Raw genomic sequence first — 24070 nt, forward strand, 5'->3', positions numbered from 1 at the left:
TGCTCAGGCCAGGCCCAGCAGCGCCAGGTCGGAGACGTACTTCTCGATCAGCTTTGCCGACAGATGCGGAATGTCTTGGTCGGCACCGATTTTCGCACTCTGGACCGCGGTGCGGAACACCTCGGTGGGCGCCGGGGCACCACGCAGCGCCTCCTGCGGACTGCGGTAGACGTCGAGCAGCGGCAACACCGACTGCGCGCGCTGCTTGTCCGGCAGGGCCCGCAACGCGGTGCTGAACCGGCCGAGCCATTCCTGGTAGTCGTCGATGCGGCGAATGTCGCGGCCGGCGCCGATCAGCCAGTCGACGACGACGTCCAGCGAGATGCCGTCGTCGTGCGGATTCATCACGTCGAAGGAGCGGTATCCCCCGTACGCCGCGGGCGTGCTCGCCAGCCGCTCCCCGAGCGTGGTCACCGCCTCGGCCACGAAATCGGCGGGCAGCCCGTCGTAGTGGGCGTTGGCCCGCCCGCCGCCGGCGGGGACCTCGTAGAACGACGCCGGCGCGATCCCGGTGAGCAGTAGGCTGATCAGCAGCCGGGTGAACGCGTCGGGGACGTTCAGCTGCCCCGCGTGGTGGCTGTGCGCCAGGATCATGTCGGACCGGAACACGGCCACCGGCAGGCCGCACAGGTCGTGCGCCTCGCGCAGCAGGACCTCGCCGGCCCACTTGCTGTTGGCGTAGCCGTTGGCGTAGCTCGTGTCGATCGGCCGCTCGGCGCTGACGACGCGGATGTCGCCGTCCTCCGCGAACTCGGCCGGGTCGATGGACAGTGCGACCGCGACGGTCGACAGGTAGGTGACCGCCTTGATGCGGGCGGTGAGCGCCAACCGGATCACCTCGGCGGTGCCCACGACGTTGGGGCCGAACAGCTGGTCGTAGGGCAGCACGTGGTTGACCAGCGCCGCCGGATGCACGATGAGGTCGACGGTCTCGGTGAGCCGGTGCCAATGATCTTGACCCAGGCCCAGGTTCGGTTCACCGATGTCACCGGCGAGCACTTCGAGGTGCTCGGCGGCGAGTTCGCGGAACCGCCGCAACAACTGAGGGTCGCCGCTGCGATAGGCGTCCTCCAGGCGTGCGGTGGCCGCGGCGGCGTCCGCCCCGCGCACCACGCAGATCAACCGGCCGCCCGAGACGGCCAGCCGTTCCAGCCACTCCAAGCACAGGAAGCGGCCGAGGTAGCCGTTGGCCCCGGTGAGCAACACCGTGGTCGGCGCGCCGGTGACGTGCGGCAACGTCGGCGCGGCGGCCAGGGTCTGCGCGTCGATGAACTTGTCGAGCGTGAGGTCGGCGGCGCGTGCCGACGTCGCGTCGCGGCCGTGCACGCTGGCCAGCGTGGGCCGCAGGTTCCCCGATTCGCGCCCGGCCTCGATCAGTGCGGCGATCTGACGCAGGTCGGTCGTCGGGCCGATGAGCGTTCCGACCGGCACCTCGACGTCGAAGATGTCGCGCAGCAGGTTCGAGAAGTTCAACGCCGACAGGGAGTCGCCGCCCAGGTCGATGAACGAAGCCTCGGGCGCCGGCGGGCCGTCGGGCAGACCCAGCAGCGCCTCGGCGGCGCGGGCGACCGTGTCGATGACCGGCCGGTCCTCGGCGCCGTCGCGCAACGCCCGCAGCTCGGTCGCCCGGTTGGTGGCCAGCTCGGCGTAGCGCTGCTCGAGCTCGTCGGCGTAGCGCTCTTTGAGCTTGGGGCGCAGCAGTTTTCCCACCCCGGACAGCAGGCCGTTGTCCTCGGTGAACGGCTCGGACTCCACCAGGAAGTCGATCGGTACCTCGTAGGATTGCAGCTCGGCGAGCCGCGCCGCGTGCCGTAGCGACTCGGCGAGCGCGGCCTTCAGACCGTCGGGGTCACCGGCGAACCTGCGCACCGCGTCGTCGGTCGGGACGATGACGGCCAGCAGATAGGGCCGTTCGCTGTTGCCGTACACGAAGATCTGGCGGACCAGCGCCGCGGCGGCGAACACCGCCTCCAGCCGCGCCACCGCGACGAACTCGCCCTGCGACAGCTTCAGCACGTTGTTGCGGCGGTCGACGTAGGCCAGCCGGTCCGGTTCGAGCTCGGCCATCACGTCGCCGGTGCGGTAGTAGCCGTCCTCGTCGAAGGCCGCGGCCGTCACGTCCGGCCGTTTGAAGTAGCCGGGCGTGGCGGTCAACGACTTCACCAGCAGCTCGCCGCGCGGATACGGCCTGTCGGTGCGGAAATACCCGAGCTCGGGGACGTCGACCAGCTTGTAGTCCAGCACCGGCGGCCGCGCGATCCAGCCGTCCTTGGTCACCATGCCGAGCTCGGTCAGGCCGTACCCGTCGAGGATGTGCACCCCGAGGCTGGTCTCCACGAAGTTACGCATCTCCGCCGTCAGCGGCGCCGTGCCGCAGAACGCGGTCACCACCCGACCCCCGAGCACCTGGTCGCGCAGCTCGGCACGGGCCTGCTCCTCGGTGTCGGCGGCGTCGGCCCCGTCGACCAGGCGTCGGTCGACGGCGCTCTGGTAGCGCTGGTAGAGCATCTCGGCCACGCGCGGTACCAGCCCCATCTCCGTCGGCCGCACCAGGTTCCAGTCGTCGAACAGCGTGGACAGGTCGCTTTCCGGGACGAAATAGCTGGTGCCGCCGCTCTGGAAGGACGTCGCGAGCGGAATCCGGCCGCCCAGGTGATTGAGCGGCATGAAGTTGACGTTGAGCACCGGCACGTCGGCCAGGTCGGGGAGCATCTCGAGGGTCCACAGCTTGCACAGCGTCCGCTCGGTGTACATCGCGCCCTTCGGCAACCCGGTGCTGCCCGAGGTGTACATGATCATGGCGAGGCGCTCGTCGGAGTCACCGGTGTAAATCGGCTCGGGTGGCAGGGTGCGCCCGCGGGCGAGCACCTCGTCGAGCGTCTCGATGGTCACCGCCATCGCGGCCGCCGACAGCTTCGCCCGGGCCCGCTCGAGCGCGTCGCGGTGTTCGTCGATCTCCGGCCGGTAGTCGAACACCACCAGGCGCTGCAGCGACGCGCTGCCCACCGCGGCGTCGACGGCGAGGTCGAGGTATCCGGCGCTGGCGGCCAGCACCCGCGGCTCGACCTCGGCGACGATAGGCTGCAGCCGCGTCGCGGAGGCGTTGTGCTGCAACGGCACCGCCACCAGCCCGAGGTAGGCGCAAACCAGGTCGAGGGTCAGGTATTCGGCGCTGGCGAAGCCGACGGTGGCCAGAAAGTCGCCTGGCGCAACGGGATTGGCCGCGTCGTTGCGCCAGGCCGCGGCGATCGCCGCCACGTTGTCCCACAGTTCGCGGTAGGTCACCGTGTCGAACCGCGGCAGCAGCCGCGAGCCGGTGCGTCCGGTCGCGGGGTCCGTGGTCAGCTCGCGGGCGCGCCAGCCCAGCGCGGGCCGATCCGCGTAGCCCTCGACGAAGGTCTGCAGGATCTGCGGCAACCGCTGGCCGGGTTCGCGCGCGGCGCGTTGCACGTCGAGATCCGGCTTCGCACGGCGGAACTGCTCGTCACCGGCCTCGAGCCGGCGGATGCGGTCGGCGACCCGCGCCCGGTGCGGGCCCATCCGGTCTGCGGGGTTGTCGTCGTCGCGTCGCGCAGCATCGGTCATGGCCAGCCTCTCGGTTCGGATCACTCCTCTACCGAGAACTCACCGCAGCGGGGTGCTCTTCCGTTCATCTGTTGTGACGGTTGTCACAAGAGGCAGGTCACGCCACGACCTGGATGGGGTCGCCGACGTTGACCTGGTTGAAGTACCAGGCCGCGTTGTCGGGGCTCAGATTGATGCACCCGTGGCTGACGTTGGCGTATCCCTGGGAGTCGACCGACCACGGCGCCGAATGCACGTACACGCCGCCCCAGGTGACGCGAACCGCGTACTGGGCGGTGATCTTGTATCCCTCGGGCGAGCTGAGCGGGATGCCGATGGTCCGCGAGTCCATCACCACGGACCGTTCCTTCTCCAACGCCGTGAAGTTACCGACGGGCGTGGGGCGGCTGGGCTTGCCCATCGACGCCGGCATCGTCTTGAGGACGTCACCGTTACGGCTGACGGTGAAGGTGTGCTTGGAGATGCTGGCGACGCCGAGCAAGGCGTCGCCGGTGTCGAACCCGGTGCTCAGGGCCTGCACGCCGACGGAGACGTGGGTGTGGGCCGGCCAGTATTGGTTCGGCACCCATTGCACGACGTTGTTGTCGAGCCACTCGAAGTGGCCGGTGGTGTGGCTCGCCGAGGTCACCCGGATCGACCGTTCGGCGGCCAGCCGGTCGGCCACCGGCGCGCTGAACGTCACCACGACAGGATGGGCGACCCCCACCACCGCGCCGGCGGCGGGCAAAACCGAGGCGACGCCGGGAACGGGCTGCGGCGACGGGATGGCGGCTCCGGCGGTGCCGGCGGGGACCACGAGGCCGGCCGCCGTGATCGCGACCATAACAAATAGATAACGAACACCTCGCCGCATGGCGACCACCCTTCGAGATGGTGCGATCAACACGTCGTCATACTACTGGCTGCGCGCCGACCGCCGCTGCCAGCAAACGATGCCAGCAACGCCGCCCGGCGGCGATACCGATCCGGACACGGGTCGGCACCGATCCGGCCCCCGCCGCGCGCACTGGCTGGCCCGCCAAAGACGGGTTAGCCTCAGCAAAGTCGACCCTGCGAGGCGGAGGAGGTGCGGGTGCTCTTCCGTCAGCTGGAGTACTTCGTCGCCGTCGCATCCGAGCGCCATTTCGCCCGGGCGGCGGAGAAGTGCTTCGTCTCCCAGCCCGCCCTCTCGGCCGCAATCGCCAAGTTGGAGCGTGAGCTCAACGTCACGCTGATCAACCGAGGGCACAGCTTCGAGGGCCTCACGCCGGAGGGTGAACGGCTGGTGGTGTGGGCCAGGCGCATCCTCGCCGAGCACGACGCGTTCAAGGCGGAGGTGCACGCGGTGCGCTCCGGTATCACCGGCACGCTGCGCCTGGGCACGGTTCCGACCGCGTCGACGACCGCATCGCTGGTGCTCTCGGCGTTCTGCTCCGCGCATCCGTTGGTCAAGGTGCACATCCTGTCCCGGCTGGCGGCTTCCGAATTGTACCGGCGCTTACGGGAATTCGAGCTGGACGCCGCAATTGTGCACGCCTCGCCCGACGAGGCCCACGACGTGAGCCTGGTGCCGCTGTACGAGGAGCGCTACGTGTTGCTCTCGCCGGCGGACATGTTGGCGTCCACCGCGTCGACGATGACGTGGGCGGACGCGGCGCAGCTGCCGCTGGCGCTCCTCACCCCGGAGATGCGGGACCGCCAGATCATCGACAAAGCCTTCGCCGACCACTCCATCGTGGTCAGCCCGCAGGTCGAAACCGATTCGGTGGCTTCGCTGTTGGCTCAGGTCACCGCCGGTAACTCCGCCTGCATCGTGCCGCACACCTGGCTGTGGACGTCGCCGCTGGGGCCGTCGATTCGCGCGGTGGAGATGGTCGAGCCGGTGCTCAAGGCCGACATCGCCTTGGCCATCAACTCCGCCGGGCCCGGCTCGCCGATCGCCCGTGCCTTCGCCGCGTCCGCGGAGAGCCTGGGGCTCGACGAGTTTTTCGCGGCGCAGCTGCGGGGGGTTACGCGCCGGCGCTGACGGTGGCGGGGGCCGCCTTGGCCGCGCTGGCGGGGTTCAGGTTGGACAGGTGCCCGCTTTCCACTCCCGCCGCCGGGTCGAGTTCGCAGTCGATGACCGCCGGTCCGCCGGACTCGATCGCCTGCGTCAGCGCTTGCCGCAGCTCGGCCGGCGTGCTCACGTGGAAACCCTTGCCGCCGAACGCTTCCGCGAGCAGTTCATGGCGGGCCCGCGCGTTGAGCACGGTGGGCGCCGGCTGGTCACCGTGCGGGGCCTCGTCGCCGCGGTACACGCCGCCGTTGTTGAGGATCACGACGGTCACCGGCAACCGGTAGCGGCAGATGGTCTCGACCTCCATGCCGCTGAACCCGAACGCGCTGTCGCCCTCGATCGCCACCACCGGCTGCCCGGTCTCGACGGCGGCCCCGATGGCAAAGCCCATGCCGATCCCCATCACGCCCCAGGTCCCGGTGTCGAGCCGGTGCCGGGGCACCTCCATGTCGATGACGTTGCGGGCGAGGTCGAGCGCGTTGGCGCCCTCGTTGACCACGTACGCCTCGCGATGTTCCTGCAGCACAGCGCGAATCGCGCCCAGGGCGTTGTAGAACCGCATCGGATGCGGGTCGTCGGCCAGGCGCTCGCGCATCTTCTCGTCGTTGCGGGCCCGGCGGGCGGCCAGCTCACCGGTCCAGTCTTCGGGCGCCGCGATCGGGTGCGCCGTGGCGCCGTCAGCGAGCGCTTCGAGCACCGAACCGATGTCGCCGGCCAGGGGCACGGCGATCCGCTGGTTGCTGTCGAACTCCGCCGCGTCGATGTCGACCTGGATGAACTCGGCGTCGGCGGCCCACTGCGGCGACTGGCCATGCCCGAGAAGCCAGTTGAGCCGCGCGCCGACCAGCAGCACCACGTCGGCGCGAGAGATCGCCAGCGACCGCGCGGCGGCGGCGGACTGCGGGTGGGAATCCGGCAACAGGCCCTTGGCCATGGACATTGGGAGGAACGGGATCCCGGTGCCTTCGACGAATTTGCGGATCACCTCGTCGGCCTGGGCGTACGCCGCCCCCTTGCCGAGGACGATCAGCGGGCGCCGAGCCCGGGCCAGCGCGCGCAGCGCGCGGTCGACCGCATCCGGCGCGGGCAGTTGCCGGGGAGCGGGGTCGACCACCCGCCACACCGCGGCTTCCGCGGCCGACGCGTCCACCACTTGGGCCAGCACGTCACCGGGAATGTCGAGGTAAACCCCGCCCGGCCGGCCGGAGGCGGCCGTGCGGATGGCGCGCGCGATCCCACGGCCGATGTCCTCCGCCCGGTTGATCCGGTAGGCCGCCTTCGCGAACGGCTTGGCGGCGCTGAGCTGGTCGAGGTCCTGGTAGTCGCCGCGCTGCAAGTCGACCAGCGCGCGGTTGCTGGAACCGGAGATCTGAATCATAGGAAAGCAATTCGCGGTGGCGTTCGCCAGCGCCGGCAGGGCGTTGAGGAAACCGGGGCCCGACGTCGTCAGGCACACGCCCGGGCGTCGGGTCAAGAACCCGGCCGCCGCCGCCGCGTTACCGGCCGAGGCCTCCTGCCGGAACCCGACGAAGCGGATGCCCGACGCCTGCGCCACGCGCGCCAAATCGGTGATCGGGATGCCGACGAGCCCGTAGAGGGTGTCGACGTCGTTCGCCTTGAGCGCGTCGACCACCAGGTGGAAGCCGTCGATCAGACCGGCCGGGCTGTGCGGTGCCGAGTTGGTGCTCATGGTGACGGCTCCTTAAGAGGATCTTGTTAAGAGGATCGTGGTGTTCGCGCCTTGCCTTCACTGTGCCGTCGCGGCCGCCGCGTTGTCCAAGACTTCGCCGCTATGCAACCATCCACCGCGGTTATTACCGCTGCTCGGCCGCCTCGATAGCCGAGGGTTATCGGGCGTGAGCGAATCGATATTGGACGCCCGGGCAAACTACCCGGCATGGTGCCAAGGGAAGCCATTCATCCCAGACGAAGGAGGCGGCGATGACCGTCAGCAGCGAGGTCGGCACGACGACGGGATCCGCGAGCCGACGGGTGGCCGATCTGATCGCGGCGGTGGCCGATCGGTCGCCGGACGTCCGCGCGCTGGTGGTCACCGCCGGCCGCAAACCCATCACCTACCGGCAGCTCACCGGGCTGGTCGACGACCTGGCCGGGCAACTGCAGCGGGCCGGCCTGGCCGCGGGCGACCGGGTCGCGCTGCGTGCGGGCAGCAACGCGGAGTTCGTCGTCGGGTTGCTCGCGGCCTCGCGGGCCGACCTGGTGCTGGTGCCGCTGGACCCGGCGTTGCCCGTGGCCGAGCAGCGCACCCGCGGTGACGCCGTGGGCGCCCGCGACGTGCTCGTCGACGGCGCCGCCCCCGGCGACAACGATGGGCACGCCCTGCCGTGGTGGCCGATCGCGGTGACGGCGGGTGACGCTCCGGCCGCCCACCTCGACGCCGCCGTCCCGCCGCGCCGCGACGTCGCCACGCCCGAGGGCCTGCGCGAGGACGACGCCATGATCATGTTCACCGGCGGGACGACCGGCGTGCCGAAGATGGTGCCCTGGACCCGGGACAACATCGCCGCCTCGGTGGCGGCGATCATCGCCGGCTACGGGCTGGGCCCCGACGACGCGACCGTCGCGGTGATGCCGCTGTATCACGGCCACGGGCTGTTGGCCGCGCTGCTGGCCACCCTGGCGTCCGGGGGAGCGGTGCTGCTCCCGGCGCGCGGCCGGTTCTCGGCGCACACGTTCTGGGACGACATCGACGCCGTGCAGGCCACCTGGTACACGGCGGTGCCGACGATCCATCAGATCCTGTTGGAGCGAGCCAAGACCGAGCAGGCGGGCGGTGCCACGCTGCGCTTCATCCGCAGCTGCAGCGCGCCGCTGACCGGCGAGACGGCGCAGGCGCTGCACGACACCTTCTCCGCGCCGGTGGTGTGCGCCTTCGGCATGACCGAGGCCACCCACCAGGTGGCCACCACCCCCATCGGGGGCAGCGGGGCGGACGAAAACCCGGGCGCCACACCGGGTTTGGTGGGCAGGTCGACCGGACCCCAGATCCGCATCGTCGGCCCGGACGGTAGCGTCTTGCCCGCGGAGCAGGTCGGGGAGGTGCAACTGCACGGCCCCACGGTGGTGCGCGGGTACCTCGGTGACCCCAAGATCACGGCGGCCAACTTCACCGAGGGGTGGCTGCACACCGGCGACCTGGGCACCCTGTCGCCGGCCGGCGATCTGGTGATCCGTGGCCGCATCAAGGAGCTCATCAACCGCGGCGGCGAGAAGATCTCGCCCGAGCACGTCGAGGGTGTGCTGGCCAGCCACCCGGACCTGCTGGAGGTGGCCGTCTTCGCGGTGCCGGACCAGCTGTACGGCGAGGCGGTGGCCGCGGCGTTCGTCGCCCGGGGGTCCGCCGCACCGACGGCCGACGAGCTCACCGAGTTCTGCCGCGAGCGGCTGGCGCCGTTCGAGGTGCCGGCCAGCTTCGAGCCGGCCGCCGAGCTGCCGCATACCGCGAAGGGGTCGCTGGACCGCCGGGCCGTCGCTCGCCAATTCGGCGGTGCCTGAGGGCCTCAGCCGCTCAACCGCACGGCCGCGGCGTCGGGCATGGGCTCGTAGCGCACGAACGAGCGCGTGAACGACGCCGCCCCGTGCGCCAGCGACCGCAGGTCGATCGCGTAGCGAGTCAATTCCGCTTGCGGCACTTCGGCTTTGACCACGGTACGGTCGCGGCCCGCGACGTCCGTGCCGAGCACCCGCCCGCGGCGGGCTGACAGGTCACCGAGCACCGCGCCGACGAAGTCGTCGGGGACCAGCACCGCGACCTCGTCGAGGGGCTCGAGCAGCGTCACCTTCGCCGCCGCGGCGGCCTCGCGCAACGCCAGCGCTCCGGCCATCTGGAAGGCGTAGTCCGACGAGTCCACGCTGTGCGCCTTGCCGTCGAGCAGGGTGACCCGGATGTCGACCACCGGGTAGCCGGCGTGCACGCCCTTGTCCATCTGGGCGCGCACGCCTTTCTCGACGCTCGGGATGAACTGCCGCGGCACCGCGCCGCCCACCACCTTGTCCACGAACTCGAACCCGGAGCCCTCGGCCAGCGGCTCGACTTCGATGTCGCACACCGCGTACTGGCCGTGGCCACCCGACTGCTTGACGTGACGGCCGTGGCCTTTTGCCTTGCCGCCGAACGTCTCTCGCAGCGGCACCCGCAACTCGACGATGTCGACCGCGACGCCGTACCGCTTGGCCAGCGCGTCGAGGACCACGCCGGCGTGCGCCTCGCCCATGCACCACAGCACGATCTGATGGGTCTCGGCGTTCTGCTCCACGCGCAGCGTCGGGTCCTCGGCCGCCAGGCGGCCCAGGCCCAGCGACAGCTTGTCCTCGTCGGTCTTGGCGTGCGCGGCGATCGCGACCGGCAACAGCGGTTCGGGCATCGTCCACGGCTTGAGCACCAGCGGCTCGGCCTTGTCCGACAGGGTGTCGCCCGTCTCGGCGCGGCTGAGCTTGCCGATCGCGCAGATGTCGCCCGCGACCACGGTGGGCGCCGGGCGCTGCTGCTTGCCCAGCGGGAACGACAGGCCGCCGATGCGCTCGTCCTCGTCGTGGTCGGGATGCGTGCCCCCGGCCCGGTCGGTGGCGCCGAAGAACGACGCGAAATGTCCTGACACGTGCACGGTGGCGTCGGGCCGAATGGTGCCGGAAAACAACCGGACCAGGCTGAGCCGCCCGACGTAGGGGTCCGACGTCGTCTTCACCACCTCCGCGAGCAGCGGCGCCCCGGCATCACAAACCAGGGCCGCGTGCGGGGCGCCCAGCGGCGTAAACACTTCGGGCAGTGGGTGTTCCATGGGCGACGGGAAGCCGCGGGTGGCGGCCTCAAGCAGCTCGACCGTCCCCACGCCGCTGGCGCTGCAGACCGGGATCACCGGGAAGAACGAGCCGCGGGCGACAGCCCGTTCCAGGTCCTCGACCAGCGCGGCCTCGTCGATGGCTTCGCCGCCGAGGTAGCGGTCCATCAGCGACTCGTCCTCGGATTCCTCGATGATTCCCTCGATCAGGGCGCCCCGCGCCTCCTCGACGAGTTCGGCATCGGCGGGATCCGGCGGATGCACCGTGCGCTCGCCGCCGCGGTAGCGGTACCGCTGCCGGGACAGCAGCCCGATCAGTCCTTCGCAGGCGGGCAGCCCGATCGGCAGGTATAGCGGTAACACCTTGTCGCCGAACGCGGTTCGGGCGGCGGCCAACGCTTCGGGGTAGTTCGCCCGGGTGTGGTCCAGCTTGGTGATCGCCACGGCGCGGGGCATGCCGACCTGATCGCATTCCTGCCACAGCGACTTGGTGGGTTCGTCCACGCCCTCGTTGGCCGCGATGACGAACAGCGCGCAGTCCGCGGCTCGCAGGCCGGCGCGCAATTCGCCCACGAAGTCCGCGTAGCCGGGCGTATCAATGAGGTTAATTTTCACGCCGTCGTGCGACAGCGACGCGACGGCCACGCCCACCGATCGCTGCTGGCGGATCTCGGCCTCGTCGTAGTCGCAGACCGTGCTGCCGTCGGCGACGGAACCGCTTCGGGTCAGGACGCCGCCGGCCACCAACAGCGCCTCCACGAGCGTGGTCTTGCCGGCGCCCGAGGGACCGATCAGGACGACGTTGCGGATCCCGCCTGGGCCGTTGGCAGTCGGGGCGGGCGACGCGCCGCGGGAAGAATTCGTCCTGTCCGCCATGGCATCCTCCAGGTTCGGGCGCGCGCCGTTGCGCGCCCATCTAGCCACGATTCACCCAAGGACCGGCCGACCACAAGACCTCGCGGGCAGTTCGGCGGGCCCGGCTCAGCGCCCGCCGGTGTGACGCCAGTCCGACCAGCGGTGCACCGTGACCGCGATCACCGGGCCGGCCACCGGAACCGATTGGTACTGCGGGTATTTCGCTCGTAACAGCTGTAAGCCCCGGTCGGCGACCGCGCCGTCGGGGTGCACCGAGGCGTCGCCGTCGGCGCGCACCCACCACAACTGCGTCCAGTCGTCGGCGTAGTGGTCGACGAGCAGGCTCACCCGGGGTTCGGCGTCGACGTTGGCCAACCGCCGCAGCCGACGGGTGGTCTTGGGTTTGGCGTCGACGGCGGTGTACACGACGTTGCGGCCGTCGGGGTCGACCGCGAACACGACGGGCACCACGTGGGGCGAGCCGTCGGGCGTCACCGTCGCCAGCCGGGCCACCGCGGCGGCGGCGAACCGGGCCCGGGGATCGAAGTCGCCCACCGTCACAGCCTAGGGCGACGACAGCCGCGCGGCCGGGCACCAACCGGGCCCCGCGCCAGGCCGGCCGGCACAAACCTGACCCGTGCCGGGAATAGCTACCTGCATTACGGTTATATACACAAACTAGTGCCGCCCAGATCCTCAGGCCGGGACGGCTTGGTGGTTTCCGCGACGCAGGAAGGCGACGAGATGAGCAAATCGCACCGCCGCTCGGTTCGGTGGTTGGTGAGCGCGCTGACGGTGATCGGCCTGGGGGTGGGTCCGGCCGTGGCGCCGGCGTCCGCGGCGCCGGCCCCGGCGCCGCTCGACCGCCCGTTGGCGCCGCTCGACCCATCGGCGCTGGTGGGCCAGGTGGGGCCGCAGGTGGTCAACATCGACACCAAGTTCGGCTACAACAACGCCGTGGGCGCCGGGACCGGCATCGTGATCGACCCGAGCGGCGTCGTGCTCACCAACAATCACGTCATCTCGGCCGCCACCGACATCAGCGCGTTCGACGTCGGCAACGGCCAGACCTACGGCGTCGACGTGATCGGCTACGACCGCAACGCCGACATCGCGGTGCTGCAGCTGCGCGGTGCCGCCGGCCTGCCCACCGCCGCCATCGGCGGGGGCGTTTCGGTGGGCACGCCGGTGGTCGCGCTGGGTAACGCGGGCGGCCAGGGCGGAACGCCCAGTGCCGTGAGCGGCACGGTCATCGGGCTGAACCAGACGGTGTCGGCGACGGACACGTTGACCGGCGCCAACGAGTCGCTGAGCGGGCTGATCCATTCGGACACCCCGATCAAGCCGGGTGATTCCGGTGGCCCGTTGGTGACCGGTGACGGCCGGGTGGTCGGCGTGGACACCGCGGCCACCGACAGCTACAAGATGTCGGGCGGGCAGGGCTTCGCGATCCCGATCGGCCGAGCGATGGGCGTGGCGGGGCAGATCCGGTCCGGCGCCGGCTCGAACACCGTTCACGTCGGCCCGACCGCCTTCCTCGGCCTGGGTGTGACGGACAACGGGGGCAACGGCGCGCGGGTGGAGCGCGTGGTCAACACCGGCCCGGCCGGCGGCGCGGGCATCTCGCCCGGCGACGTGATCACGGGCGTCGACAGCGTGCCCATCAACGGGGCCACCTCCATGACCGAAGTGCTCATCCCGCATCACCCGGGCGACACCATCGCGGTGCATTATCGTCCCGGCGGCAACGGCGACCGCACGGTCAACGTGACCCTGGCGGAGGGGCCCCCGGCCTGATCGCCGCGTCGAATCCGTTGGCGCCGGAACTATTTCGCCGCGTCTGCGTCGAAGTGATTTCGAATGTCGCGCCTCGGGTATCCGTGGCATCGTGGATTTGATGAACGACGCAAGAGAAGCGCTCGAACACCATCCAGAGGGGGGCAGCCACGTCCAAGACGGCGTCGTGGAACACCCCGACTCCGATGACTTCGACAACGCCGCCGCACTGCCCACCGATCCGACGTGGTTCAAGCACGCCGTGTTCTACGAAGTGCTGGTCCGGGCGTTCTTCGACGCCAACGCGGACGGCTCTGGCGACCTACGGGGATTGTTGGGGCGCCTGGACTACCTGCAGTGGCTCGGCATCGACTGCATCTGGCTGCCCCCGTTCTACGATTCGCCGCTGCGCGACGGCGGTTATGACATCCGCGACTTCTACAAGGTGCTACCCGAATTCGGGACGGTCGAGGACTTCGTCGCGCTGCTGAACGCCGCGCACGAGCGGGGCATCCGGGTCATCACCGACCTCGTGATGAACCACACATCCGACTCGCACCCCTGGTTCCAGGAGTCGCGGCACGACCCCGACGGCCCGTACGGCGACTTCTACGTGTGGAGCGACACCAGCGAGCGCTACACCGACGCCCGGATCATCTTCATCGACACCGAGGAGTCGAACTGGACCTTCGACCCGGTGCGCAAGCAGTTTTACTGGCACCGGTTCTTCTCGCACCAGCCGGACCTCAACTACGACAACCCGGCCGTGCAGGAGGCCATGATCGACGTCTTGCGGTTCTGGCTGGGCCTGGGCATCGACGGCTTCCGGCTGGACGCGGTGCCGTATCTATTCGAGCGGGAGGGCACCAACTGCGAGAACCTCCCGGAGACCCACGCGTTCCTCAAGCGGGTCCGCAAGGTCATCGACGACGAATTCCCGGGCCGGGTGCTGCTGGCCGAGGCCAACCAGTGGCCGGCCGACGTGGTCGAGTACTTCGGCGAGGCCAGCACCGGCGGCGACGAGTGCCACATGGCGTTCCACTTCCCGCTGATGCCGCGCATCTTCATGGCCGTGCGCCGCGAATCGCGGATTCCCATCTCGGAGATCCTGGCCCAGACGCCGGAGATCCCCGACATGGCGCAGTGGGGCATCTTCCTGCGTAACCACGACGAGCTCACACTCGAGATGGTCACCGACGAAGAGCGGGACTACATGTACGCCGAGTACGCCAAGGACCCCCGGATGAAGGCCAACGTCGGCATCCGGCGCCGGCTGGCCCCGCTGCTCGACAACGACCGCAACCAGATCGAGCTGTTCACCGCGCTGCTGCTGTCGCTGCCCGGCTCGCCGGTGCTCTACTACGGCGACGAGATCGGCATGGGCGACGTGATCTGGCTCGGTGACCGCGACGGGGTGCGCACCCCGATGCAGTGGACGCCGGACCGCAACGCCGGCTTCTCCAAGGCCAACCCCGGCCGGCTGTACCTGCCCGCCAGCCAGGATTCGGTGTACGGCTACCAGGCGGTCAACGTGGAGGCCCAGCGTGACACGTCCACGTCGCTGCTCAACTTCACCCGCACCATGCTCGCCGTGCGCCGCCGTCACAAGGCGTTCGCCGTCGGCAGTTTCAAGGAGCTGGGCGGGTCGAATCCGTCGGTGTTGGCGTTCGTCCGTCAGGAGCCCGACGACGGCGATACCGTGCTGTGCGTCAACAACCTGTCGCGGTTCCCGCAGCCGATCGAACTCAATCTGCAGCAGTGGGCCGGGTGCACCCCGGTCGAGCTGACCGGGCAGGTCGAGTTCCCGCGCATCGGTCACCTGCCCTACCTGCTGACGCTGCCGGGCCACGGGTTCTACTGGTTCCAGCTGACCGCGTGCGAGGAGGAATCGTGACGAACCCCCCCGACCGCGCCACGCCGAACGACAAAGAGGAGGGGTGTCGATGACTTCCCCGGAGAAATTGCCCTGGTCCGAGTGGCTGCCGCAGCAACGCTGGTACGCCGGACGCAACCGCGAGCTGACCAGCGCTCAGCCCAGCGTGGTGGTGCCGCTGCGCGAGGGCCTCGATCTGGTCCTCGTCGACGTCGACTACGCCGACGGATCGCAACACCGCTACCAGGTGATCGTCGGCTGGGATTCCGCGCCGGTGTCGGAATACAGCACCGTCGCCACCATCGGTGCAGCGGGCGACCGGACCGGCTTCGATGCGCTGTACGACGAGAGCGCGCCGACGTTCCTGCTGTCGCTGATCGACTCCTCGGCGACGCGCGCCGCGTCGGGCGCCGAGGTGACGTTCACCAAGGAGCCGGGCGCCCGGCTGCCCTTGCAGGCCATGGCGCACGTCTCGGACGCCGAGCAGTCCAACACCAGCGTGATTTTCGACCGCGAGGCGATCTTCAAGGTGTTCCGCCGGGTCAGCCCCGGCATCAATCCCGACGTCGAGCTGAACCGCGTGTTGGGGCGCGCCGGCAACCCGCACGTGGCGCAGCTGCTGGGCACCTACGACCTGACCGATTCGGCCGGCACGCCGTGGCCGTTGGGCATGATCACCGAGTTCGCCGCCAACGCGACGGAGGGCTGGGCGATGGCGACCGCCAGCGTCCGCGACCTGTTCGCCGAGGCGGACCTGTACGCCCACGAGGTCGGCGGCGACTTCGCCGGCGAGTCGTGCCGCCTGGGCGAGGCCGTGGCGTCCGTGCACGCCACCCTCGCCGAGACCCTCGGCACGTCGCAGCAGCCCTTCCCGGTCGACAACGTGCTGGCGCGGCTGTCGTCGGCGGTGGCCCTGGTGCCGGAGCTGCAGGAGTACGCGGCCGCCGTCGAAGAGCGCTTCGCCAAGCTCGCCAACGAGACGATCACGGTCCAGCGGGTGCACGGCGACCTGCACCTGGGGCAGGTGCTGCGCACGCCCGAGAGCTGGCTGGTGATCGACTTCGAGGGGGAGCCGGGCCAACCGCTCGAGGAGCGGCGGGCGCCCGACTCGCCGCTGCGCGACGTCGCCGGGGTGTTGCGCTCCTTCGAGTACGCCGCCTACGGGCCGCTGGTGAACCAGGCCGGTGACAAGCAGCTGGCGGCCCGCGCCCGGGAATGGGTCGAGCGCAACCGCACGTCGTTCTGCGAGGGCTACGCGGCCGCGTCGGGCGTGGACCCCCGCGACTTCGCCCACCTGCTGGCCGCCTACGAGCTCGACAAGGCCGTCTACGAGGCCGGTTACGAGGCGCGGCACCGACCGTCGTGGCTGCCGATTCCGCTGCGCTCCATCGCGAGGTTGATCGCAGTTTGACCGGCGTTCGCTCGGCTGCGCGCGCCGGCCGTCTCTGACAGCATGAGCCTGTGCCGAGTGAGACATACAACAGTGAGGCGCGCCTGTCGTGGTTGCTGGCGGCGCTGGCCGGTGTGCTGGGGGCGACGGCGTTCACCCACTCCGCCGGGTATTTCGTCACGTTCATGACCGGGAACGCCCAGCGCGCCGTGCTGGGCTACTTCCGCGACGACGTGTGGCTGTCCATCAGCGCGGGGCTGCTGCTGCTGTGCTTCGTCGCCGGGGTGGTCGTGGCGTCGGTGTGCCGGCGCCATTTCTGGGTGGCCCACCCGCACGGCCCGACCGTGCTGACGACGGTCAGCCTGATCGCGGCCACGGTGGTCGACGTCATCGACGAGGGCTGGGAGGAGAACTTCCTGGACTTCGCGCCCATCATGCTGGTGGTATTCGGCGTCGGGGCGTTGAACACGTCGTTCGTCAAGGACGGCGAGGTGTCGGTGCCGCTGAGCTACGTGACGGGAACGCTGGTCAAGATGGGGCAGGGCATCGAACGCCACCTCGCCGGCGGCACCGCCGCCGACTGGCTGGGTTACTTCCTGTTGTTCAGCAGCTTCGTGCTGGGCGCGACGCTGGGCGGTCTGATCAGCCTCGTCGTCAACGGGACCGCCATGCTCGTCGTCGCCGCGGTGGTGTGCACGGTGACCACCGCGATCACCTACTTCCACTCAGACCGCCGCGCCCTGCTCGACGACGCCGGCTGAGCCCGCCGCCCAAAAGAGCATCGGCAGCAGCGCTGACCGGGTGCGCTGCTGCCGATGCTCGGCTTGTTGGGGTTATCAGGCGGCGGGTGCGGGCGCCGCTGGCGCCGCTGGCGCCGGCGCGGCGTTTACCGCGTTGAGCGTTTGCAGGATGTCCGGCTTCATGGCCATCAGCTGCTGGTTCCAGTACGGCCACGAGTGGGTCCCGTTGGCCGGGAAGTTGAACACGCCGTTGCGCCCGCCGGCGGCCGCGTAGGCGTTCTGGAACTGCTGGTTGGTGCGCAGCGTGAGGCCTTCCAGGAACTTCGCCGGCATGTTGTCACCGCCGAGGTCGCTGGGAGTGCCGTTGCCGCAGTACACCCAGATCCGGGTGTTGTTGGCGACCAGCCGCGGGATCTGCAGCATCGGGTCGTTGCGCTTCCACGCCGGGTCGCTCGACGGGCCCCACATGCTGTTGGCGTTGTAACCGCCCGAGTCGTTCATCGCCAGGCCGATCAGCGTCGGCCACCAGCCCTCGGACGGGTTGAGGAAGCCCGACAGCGCCGCGGCGTAGGGGAACTGCTGCGGGTAGTAGGCGGCCAGGATCAGCGCGGAGCTGCCCGACATCGACAGGCCGACGGCGGCGTTGCCGGCCGGCGACACCTGCTTGTTGGCCTGCAACCACAAAGGCAGCTCCTGGGTCAAAAACGTCTCCCACTTGTAGGTGTAGTTCTGGCCGTTGCCCGACGACGGCTGGTACCAGTTGCTGTAGAAGCTGGACTGCCCGCCGACGGGCATGATGACCGACAGGCCCGACTGGTAGAACTCTTCGAACGCCGGGGTGTTGATGTCCCAGCCGTTGTAGTCGTCCTGCGCCCGCAGGCCGTCGAGCAGGTAGACCGCGTGCGGCCCGCCGCCCTGGAACTGGACCTTGATGTTGCGGCCCATCGACGGTGAGGGCACCTCGAGGTATTCCACGGGCAGGCCGGCCTTCGAGAAGGCGCTGGCGGTGCCGGCGCCACCGCCGGCGGCGACGAGCCCGGACAGCAGGGCAGCCCCAACGGCAGCGATCGCCAGCCGGCGCGGCATGGTCGCCGCTGCGGCGCGCAACTTCCGCAACTCTTCGATGAACGTCATAGCTGTCTACCCATCCCAACTTTCATCTGCCGCGTGACGCGGTCGAATGTGTTCGCAGCGCAGTGAATCACGCGCAACTGGCACATTTCGCCTGTCAGGGCCGCGGCTCGATGTCGCGGTTGGGCAACGATTGGGCGTCGGGGGCGAATCGTCGCGGTGGGGTAACGATCCCTCATCAAAACGCCGGCAGCGGTTGACAACCGCCGACGGCGTTCCGCGTCCGGTCGCCGCGCTCGGCGACCGGCTAAGCGACCAGGCGGCGCAATAACGTTGCGGCCGTGCAGATTCCGAGGATCGCAGCGATGAGCAACACGATGAAGTCGGCTGGGTTGAACGGTGTGCCGATCAACAACGCCCGCAAGGCGTCAACCTCGTAACTGAGCGGGTTGACCTTGCTGAGCACGTGCAGCCACCCCGGCATCACGTCGACGGGGTAGAGCGCGTTGGAGGCGAAGAACAGCGGCATGGTGATCGCCTGCCCGATACCCATCAGCCGGTCGCGGCTGCGGACCAACCCGGCCAGCGTCATGGACAGGCAGGCGAAGAAGGCGGCGCCGAGCATGACCACGGCCATCGCCGCCAGGATGCGCAGCGGATTCATCGTCAACCCCACGCCCATCAGGTAGGCCAGGGCGGTCACGCCGACGACCTGTGCCACCGACCGCACCCCGGCGGCGAACGCCTTCCCGGTGACCAGCGCCGACGCCGGGGCGGGAGTGACCATCAGCTTGGCGAGGATGCCGGCGTCGCGGTCCCAGATGATCTGGATGCCATAGAAGATCGAGATGAACAACGCCGACTGGGCGATGATCCCGGGCGCCAGGAAGGCGAGGTAGGACACCGACCCCGTCTTGATCACGTGCAGGTGGCTGAAGGTGTTGCCGAAGATCAGCAACCACAGCGCCGGTTGCACCATCCGGGTGATCAACTCGGTCCTGTCGTGGCGCAGTTTCTGCAATTCCACGATGGCGAAGGCCCCGACCCGGCTCGACACGGCGCCCAGGCGTTGCCGCCCCCGCGGGGCGCGGATCAGCGGACCCGGGGCATGGTTACCGAGGGCACTGTCAACCGACACGGCGGGCCACCTTTCTGCTGGAACGGATTTCGCGGAACGACTCCTCCGCCGGCTCGGCCAGATCGGACGCCGCGTAGTGGCGGAACACGTCTTCGAGGGTGGCGCGCGGGGCCACGGTCGCCTTCAAGGCGTCGGGCGTCCCGACCGCGCGCAACTCGCCGCGGTGCATCAACGCCACCCGGTCGCACAACGCGTCGGCCTCCTCCATGTAGTGGGTGGTCAGCAGCACGGTCATGCCGTATCGGGCCTGCATGTCGCGCACCTGGGACCAGACCCCGTCGCGGGCGATCGGGTCCAGCCCCACGGTGGGCTCATCGAGGACCAGCAGCGACGGCCGGTTGACCAGCGCCTGCGCCACCTCGAGGCGGCGGACCATGCCGCCGGAGTACGCGCCCGCCAACCGGTCGGACACGTCGAGCAGGTCCATGGCGGCCAGCGCCTGCGCCACGCGGGCGGCGCGCTGTCCGCGGGGCACGCCGTAGAGCCTGGCGAACCACTCGACGTTTTGCCGACCGGTCAGCGCCGGCTCAATCGAAAGTTGTTGCGGCACATACCCGATGTTGCTTCGGATGTCGGTCGTCTGGCGACGGGCATCCATGCCGAAGATCCGCAGTTCACCGCGCTGCACCGGGGTGAGCGTGGTGAGCATGCGCACCATGGTGGTCTTGCCGGCCCCGTTGGGGCCCAGCAGGCCCATCGTCTCGCCCGGCCGCACCTGCAGCGTCACGTCGTCGACGGCGGTGAACTGGGCGTAACGATAGGTCAAGTGGCTGGCGTCGATCGCCAACGGCAGGGATCCGCTCATGATCGGCGCTCTCGTAGTATCCCGGTCATCGTCTGAAGGACCTCCAATCCCCTTGTCAATGCTTCGATTTGGTCGCCGTCGAGCTGGTCGAGCGCGTCGCCGAGCAACGCGCGCCGGGCGGCGCGCGAATCGTCAACCACCTGTTGGGCGGGCCCGGCGAGCCGCAGCTGCCCCACCCGGCGATCGGCGTCGCCCACGGTCCGCAGCAGCAACCCGCCGGCGACCAGCTTGGTCACCAGCGTCGACGCGGTGTTGGGCGCCAGACCGAGCTCCGCGGCGGCTGCGCTCACCGAGATGCCCGGCCGCCGCCCGACCAACCACAGCAGCTCGGACTGCGACTCGGACAGGGTGTCGAACCCGCGCCCGGTGGCCCTGCGCAGCTGCCGGCCGAACCGACCGACGACGCCGGACACCTCGCCGGCCAGATCGGTGCGTTGTTTCACCTCTCCCATTGTTAGCTCTATAGCCGAGCTATCGATATGGAGGGGTTAAGCGTTCGCTATGTGCGGTCGAGGAGGTGCAGCTCGACGTCGGCCAGCGTGCCGGCGTTGATGCGCGCGGTCATGTAGGTGCAGAACGGTTGCCGGCGGCGGTCGGTGGGCGACCCGGGGTTGAGCAGGCGTAGGCCGGTCTGGGTCGTGGTGTCCCAGGGAATGTGACTGTGGCCGAACACGAGCACGTCGGTGTTGGGGTAGAGCCGCGACATGCGGGCGTCGCGCCCGCCGGCGGCGCCGGTCTCGTGGACCACGGTGAGCCGCACGCCGCCCAGGATCACGTCGGCCCGTTCCGGCAGCCGGGCCCGCAGCGCGGGGCCGTCGTTGTTGCCCCAGCACGCGATCAGGCGCTCGGCCCTGGTCTGAAGGTCGTCGACGAGCTGTTCGGTCACCCAGTCGCCGGCGTGTACGACAACGTCGGCGCGGTCCACCTCGTCCCATACCCGCGCCGGCAGGTCGCGGGCGCGCTTAGGGACGTGGGTGTCCGCGATCAGCAGCAGTCTCACGGGCCCGTCGGGTGGCGCCGCACTACGCCGGCCGCGGTCAGCCGCGCTCGCTGCGCGCCTCGGCGCCGCTCTCGCCGGCGTCGAAGGTGTCGTCGGAGCCGGCGGCGCCCACGTAGCTGCCATCCTCTTCGCCCGCGGCGGCGCGCGAACGGGTCTGATGGGTGTCGGCCTCGACGTCTTCCTCAGCCTTGTGGCCCTTGTGTTCTGGCATGGATGCGCTACCCCTCCGCGGTCGTTTCGCATCAGAGTTCCCGCGACGGGTGGCGCGAAACCCGGCCGACGGGCGGCCGGGACGGCCGGGCTATTGTTACCAGCCGAGTCAAGGAGAAACCGCCATGCGCACGTTCGAATCAGTAGCCGACCTCGCGGCCGCCGCCGGCGAGAGCCTCGGGCACAGCGACTGGGTGACCGTCACCCAGGACGACGTCAATCTGTTCGCCGACGCGACCGGCGACCACCAGTGGATCCATGTCGACCCCGAACGCGCCGCCTCCGGCCCGTTCGGCACGACCATCGCCCATGGGTTCATGACGCTGGCGCTGCTGCCCCGCCTGCAGCACCAGATCTACACCGTCAACGGCATCAAACTGGCAATCAACTACGGGCTCAACAAGGTTCGCTTTCCCGCACCGGTGCCGGTCGGCTCGCGGGTGCGGGCGGAAAGCACGCTGGTCAGCGTCGACGACCTGGGCAACGGCGCCGCGCAGGCGACCGTGTCCACCACCGTCGAGATCGACGGCTCGGCCAAGCCGGCCTGCGTGGCCGAGAGCATCGTCCGCTACGTCGCCTGAGCGCCGCGCTCAGAACTCGGCGACCGCGTGCTCCAGGCGCTCGGCCAGGCGCGCCTGCGCCTCGGCACGCCGGGTCGGAATGTGAGCCGACGGGAAAAGCGTTGTCACGGGCTCGTATTCGCGTAGCGTGCGGCGGGCGACGGTCATCTTGTGCAGTTCGGTCGCGCCGTCGGCGATGCCCAGCGACTCGGCGGCCACCATCATCTTGACGAACGGCATCTCGTCGGAGACACCGAGCGCGCCGTGCAGGTGCAGGGCCCGCTGCGCGACGTCGTGCAGCACCTGCGGCATGGCGACCTTGACGGCGGCGATGTCGCGGCGCACCTTCTGATAGTCGTGGTGCTTGTCGATCAGCCAGGCGGTGCGCAGGACCAGCAGCCGGAACTGCTCGATCTGGATCCAGCTGTCCGCGACCTTCTCCTGGGTCATCTGAAAATCGGCCAAGCGTCCGTGGCGCGTCTTGCGGGACACCGCCCGCTCGCACATCATGTCGAAAGCGCTGCGCGCCAACGCGATTGTCCGCATCGCGTGATGGATGCGGCCGCCGCCGAGCCGGGTCTGCGCGATCATGAAGGCCTTTCCCTCGCCGCCCAGGACGTGATCCGCGGGCACCCGCACGTCGCGGTAACGGACGTAACCGTGGCTGGCCCGCTTGGCGGATTCGGCCCCGACCCCGACGTTGCGCACGATCTCGATGCCCGGCGTCTCGGCCGGCACGATGAACAGCGACATCTTGTCGTAGGTGCGCGCCTCGGGATTGGTGACGGCCATGACGATGAAGAACGAGGCGTGTTTGGCGTTGGTGGAGAACCACTTCTCGCCGTTGATCACCCAATCGTCACCGTCGCGGGTGGCCGCGGTGACGAACTGCCCCGGGTCGGACCCGCCCAGGGGTTCGGTCATCGAATAGCAGGACGTGATCTCGCCGTCCAGCAGCGGCTGCAGGTAGCGCGCCTTCTGCTCGTCGGTGCCGAACAGCGCGAGGATCTCGGCGTTGCCCGAATCGGGTGCCTGACAACCGAACACGGACGGGGCCCAGCGGGACCTGCCGAGTATCTCGTTGAGAAGGGCCAGCTTGACCTGGCCGAAACCCTGACCGCCGAGTTCCGGGCGCAGGTGCGCGGCCCACAGCCCCTGATCCTTGACCTGCTGCTGCAACGGCCGCAACACGGCCATCACCTCGGCGTTGTGCTTGTCGTAGGGATCGAGGGCCACGAGGTCGAGCGGTTCCAGCTCGTCGGCCATGAACTGTTCGACCCAGTCCAGCTTCGCCTGGTACTCGGGGTCCGTCTCGAAATCCCACACCGTGGCCAACCGTTCCCCGGCGCAGCGTCGCGCCGGACTCGCTGATGAGGCCACACCATCGTAAGGCTTACAGCGACAGCGCCGGCCCTTCCCCGGCGCCGCCGCGGGTGTCGATGACGCGCTGGGCGATGTCGACCAGTTTGGTCTGGTTCTCCTGCGACAGCATGCGCAGCAGCTCGAATGCGCGGACCTCGTCGACGGCGAAGCGTTCCATGATGATGCCCTTGGCCTGACCGATGCGGTCGCGGGTGGTCACCGCCGACTGCAGCTGCTCACCGTGGCGCGCCGCCAGGATCGCGGCGGCCGCGTGCGCGGCCAGCACGGTCCCGATGGTCTCGGCGTCGGCGTCCCACACGCCGGCCTCGAAACTGAAAAGGTTCAGCGCGCCGGCGGTCCGTTCCGCCGTGTACAGCTTCAACGACAGGCTGCTCAGCACGCCATGTTCCACGGCGGCCGGCGCGTACCGGGGCCAGCGGGTTTCTTCGCGCAGATCGTCGGTGCGGACCAGTGTCTCGTGCAGGGCCGCCTGCGCGCAGGGGCCCTCACCGAATTCGTGCTGCAACGCGTCCAGCTTCGCCACCAGGCTGTCGGTGTCGGCCAGCGATTCGAATTCCCCGCCCCGCTTCACCAACAGCACGCCCGCCACCGCGGCCCGCGGAATCAGCTCCACCGCCGTGGCGGTGACGTCGGAGAGGATCTGCTCCAGTCGGCGGGGCGCGGCGATCTCCCGCGAGAGCTCGGCCATGCGCCTGGCCAGCGCGTGCCTCGAACCCGGATCGGACGGCTCCATAGACCGGATTGTGCACGATGTCCTCCCCATGCGTAACTTGGGCTCTTCGCTCGCGCCGGTCGCCGCACCGCTCGGGCATTTGCTGACGGGCACCGTTTGTCCGGTTAGCCCGCGGGT

At 69.7% G+C, this 24070-nt stretch carries 20 protein-coding genes; 7 read left to right on the top strand and 13 right to left on the bottom strand.

The features are described from left to right. Positions 1–3: 3 nt before the first annotated feature. Both car and A5700_RS12490 read right to left on the bottom strand, forming a co-directional pair. Positions 4–3540, bottom strand: a complete 3537-nt coding sequence (car, locus tag A5700_RS12485; protein WP_068074005.1) for a carboxylic acid reductase — start codon at positions 3538–3540, stop codon at positions 4–6. A gap of 142 nt (positions 3541–3682) precedes the next feature. Further along, positions 3683–4438: a L,D-transpeptidase family protein gene (locus A5700_RS12490; RefSeq protein ID WP_068074003.1), complete on the bottom strand. Its 756-nt coding sequence runs from the start codon at positions 4436–4438 to the stop codon at positions 3683–3685. A gap of 219 nt (positions 4439–4657) precedes the next feature. Here A5700_RS12490 and A5700_RS12495 point away from each other — a divergent pair, with 219 nt between their 5' ends. Further along, positions 4658–5590 carry a LysR family transcriptional regulator gene (locus tag A5700_RS12495; protein ID WP_068074001.1) on the top strand — a complete coding sequence of 311 codons (933 nt, stop codon included), beginning with the start codon at positions 4658–4660 and terminating at the stop codon, positions 5588–5590. Here the strand turns inward: A5700_RS12495 and oxc are convergent. Then, positions 5574–7310, bottom strand: coding sequence for an oxalyl-CoA decarboxylase (gene oxc, locus A5700_RS12500; RefSeq protein WP_068073897.1), 1737 nt, complete (start codon positions 7308–7310; stop codon positions 5574–5576). The two genes, A5700_RS12495 and oxc, sit on opposite strands and share 17 nt — an antisense overlap. Before the next feature lie 251 nt (positions 7311–7561). Between oxc and A5700_RS12505 the strand changes: the two genes are divergently transcribed. Beyond that, a complete protein-coding gene (locus tag A5700_RS12505; protein WP_068204778.1) occupies positions 7562–9136 on the top strand; it encodes a FadD7 family fatty acid--CoA ligase in 1575 nt (524 codons plus the stop codon). A 5-nt stretch (positions 9137–9141) separates the two neighbouring features. Here the strand turns inward: A5700_RS12505 and A5700_RS12510 are convergent, their stop codons facing one another. Both A5700_RS12510 and A5700_RS12515 read right to left on the bottom strand, forming a co-directional pair. After that, on the bottom strand, positions 9142–11295 hold the full coding sequence (locus tag A5700_RS12510; RefSeq protein ID WP_068073893.1) for an elongation factor G-like protein EF-G2: 2154 nt from the start codon (positions 11293–11295) through the stop codon (positions 9142–9144). A 105-nt stretch (positions 11296–11400) separates the two neighbouring features. Further along, entirely contained in the window at positions 11401–11829 is a 429-nt protein-coding gene (locus A5700_RS12515; protein ID WP_068074000.1) for a TIGR03668 family PPOX class F420-dependent oxidoreductase, read from the bottom strand. A gap of 189 nt (positions 11830–12018) precedes the next feature. On the opposite strand from A5700_RS12515, the gene A5700_RS12520 reads away from it, so the two are divergent. The 4 genes from A5700_RS12520 (at position 12019) to A5700_RS12535 (ending at position 17074) form a co-directional block, all read left to right on the top strand. Continuing rightward, positions 12019–13071: a S1C family serine protease gene (locus A5700_RS12520; RefSeq protein ID WP_068073998.1), complete on the top strand. Its 1053-nt coding sequence runs from the start codon at positions 12019–12021 to the stop codon at positions 13069–13071. 100 nt (positions 13072–13171) lie between these two features. After that, the gene (gene treS, locus A5700_RS12525; RefSeq protein WP_068073996.1) at positions 13172–14944 is read left to right on the top strand and encodes a maltose alpha-D-glucosyltransferase; all 1773 of its coding nucleotides are present in this window, start codon (positions 13172–13174) and stop codon (positions 14942–14944) included. Between the two features lie 49 nt (positions 14945–14993). Then, positions 14994–16334 carry a phosphotransferase gene (locus tag A5700_RS12530; protein ID WP_068073891.1) on the top strand — a complete coding sequence of 447 codons (1341 nt, stop codon included), beginning with the start codon at positions 14994–14996 and terminating at the stop codon, positions 16332–16334. Positions 16335–16384: 50 nt separating this feature from the next. Beyond that, complete coding sequence (locus tag A5700_RS12535; protein WP_068073889.1) at positions 16385–17074, top strand: YoaK family protein; 690 nt, start codon at positions 16385–16387, stop codon at positions 17072–17074. Between the two features lie 75 nt (positions 17075–17149). On the opposite strand, the gene ag85C is transcribed toward A5700_RS12535, so the two are convergent. From ag85C to A5700_RS26595, 6 genes are all read right to left on the bottom strand, one after another. Beyond that, positions 17150–18187, bottom strand: coding sequence for a diacylglycerol acyltransferase/mycolyltransferase Ag85C (ag85C, locus tag A5700_RS12540; protein WP_068073887.1), 1038 nt, complete (start codon positions 18185–18187; stop codon positions 17150–17152). 244 nt (positions 18188–18431) lie between these two features. After that, positions 18432–19262: an ABC transporter permease gene (locus A5700_RS12545; protein WP_068073886.1), complete on the bottom strand. Its 831-nt coding sequence runs from the start codon at positions 19260–19262 to the stop codon at positions 18432–18434. After that, positions 19252–20067, bottom strand: a complete 816-nt coding sequence (locus A5700_RS12550; RefSeq protein ID WP_068073884.1) for an ATP-binding cassette domain-containing protein — start codon at positions 20065–20067, stop codon at positions 19252–19254. Before A5700_RS12550 ends, A5700_RS12545 begins: the two co-directional genes overlap by 11 nt. After that, positions 20064–20519: a MarR family winged helix-turn-helix transcriptional regulator gene (locus A5700_RS12555; protein ID WP_068073883.1), complete on the bottom strand. Its 456-nt coding sequence runs from the start codon at positions 20517–20519 to the stop codon at positions 20064–20066. Before A5700_RS12555 ends, A5700_RS12550 begins: the two co-directional genes overlap by 4 nt. 47 nt (positions 20520–20566) lie before the next feature. Next, complete coding sequence (locus tag A5700_RS12560) at positions 20567–21067, bottom strand: metallophosphoesterase (RefSeq protein ID WP_068073881.1); 501 nt, start codon at positions 21065–21067, stop codon at positions 20567–20569. 37 nt (positions 21068–21104) lie between these two features. Continuing rightward, on the bottom strand, positions 21105–21278 hold the full coding sequence (locus A5700_RS26595; protein ID WP_197502929.1) for a hypothetical protein: 174 nt from the start codon (positions 21276–21278) through the stop codon (positions 21105–21107). A gap of 124 nt (positions 21279–21402) precedes the next feature. Here A5700_RS26595 and A5700_RS12565 point away from each other — a divergent pair, with 124 nt between their 5' ends. Then, positions 21403–21858, top strand: a complete 456-nt coding sequence (locus tag A5700_RS12565) for a MaoC family dehydratase (RefSeq protein ID WP_068073880.1) — start codon at positions 21403–21405, stop codon at positions 21856–21858. A gap of 9 nt (positions 21859–21867) precedes the next feature. Here A5700_RS12565 and A5700_RS12570 read toward each other — a convergent pair whose 3' ends face one another. Both A5700_RS12570 and A5700_RS12575 read right to left on the bottom strand, forming a co-directional pair. Continuing rightward, on the bottom strand, positions 21868–23163 hold the full coding sequence (locus A5700_RS12570; protein ID WP_068073995.1) for an acyl-CoA dehydrogenase family protein: 1296 nt from the start codon (positions 23161–23163) through the stop codon (positions 21868–21870). A gap of 67 nt (positions 23164–23230) precedes the next feature. Further along, the gene (locus A5700_RS12575) at positions 23231–23953 is read right to left on the bottom strand and encodes a GAF and ANTAR domain-containing protein (RefSeq protein WP_068073879.1); all 723 of its coding nucleotides are present in this window, start codon (positions 23951–23953) and stop codon (positions 23231–23233) included. Between the last annotated feature and the right edge of the window lie 117 nt (positions 23954–24070).

Source organism: Mycobacterium sp. E1214 (assembly GCF_001666755.1).
Classification (GTDB): Bacteria; Actinomycetota; Actinomycetes; order Mycobacteriales; family Mycobacteriaceae; genus Mycobacterium.

Bases quoted from the DNA above. Each gene is read 5' to 3' on its own strand.
- A5700_RS12490 (WP_068074003.1), bottom strand. From the start codon at position 4,438: ATGCGGCGAGGTGTTCGTTATCTATTTGTTATGGTCGCGATCACGGCG.
- oxc (WP_068073897.1), bottom strand. From the start codon at position 7,310: ATGAGCACCAACTCGGCACCGCACAGCCCGGCCGGTCTGATCGACGGC.
- A5700_RS12520 (WP_068073998.1), top strand. From the start codon at position 12,019: ATGAGCAAATCGCACCGCCGCTCGGTTCGGTGGTTGGTGAGCGCGCTG.
- A5700_RS12510 (WP_068073893.1), bottom strand. From the start codon at position 11,295: ATGGCGGACAGGACGAATTCTTCCCGCGGCGCGTCGCCCGCCCCGACT.
- car (WP_068074005.1), bottom strand. From the start codon at position 3,540: ATGGGCCCGCACCGGGCGCGGGTCGCCGACCGCATCCGCCGGCTCGAG.
- A5700_RS26595 (WP_197502929.1), bottom strand. From the start codon at position 21,278: ATGCCAGAACACAAGGGCCACAAGGCTGAGGAAGACGTCGAGGCCGAC.
- A5700_RS12575 (WP_068073879.1), bottom strand. From the start codon at position 23,953: ATGGAGCCGTCCGATCCGGGTTCGAGGCACGCGCTGGCCAGGCGCATG.
- A5700_RS12505 (WP_068204778.1), top strand. From the start codon at position 7,562: ATGACCGTCAGCAGCGAGGTCGGCACGACGACGGGATCCGCGAGCCGA.
- treS (WP_068073996.1), top strand. From the start codon at position 13,172: ATGAACGACGCAAGAGAAGCGCTCGAACACCATCCAGAGGGGGGCAGC.
- ag85C (WP_068073887.1), bottom strand. From the start codon at position 18,187: ATGACGTTCATCGAAGAGTTGCGGAAGTTGCGCGCCGCAGCGGCGACC.
- A5700_RS12530 (WP_068073891.1), top strand. From the start codon at position 14,994: ATGACTTCCCCGGAGAAATTGCCCTGGTCCGAGTGGCTGCCGCAGCAA.
- A5700_RS12550 (WP_068073884.1), bottom strand. From the start codon at position 20,067: ATGAGCGGATCCCTGCCGTTGGCGATCGACGCCAGCCACTTGACCTAT.
- A5700_RS12565 (WP_068073880.1), top strand. From the start codon at position 21,403: ATGCGCACGTTCGAATCAGTAGCCGACCTCGCGGCCGCCGCCGGCGAG.
- A5700_RS12555 (WP_068073883.1), bottom strand. From the start codon at position 20,519: ATGGGAGAGGTGAAACAACGCACCGATCTGGCCGGCGAGGTGTCCGGC.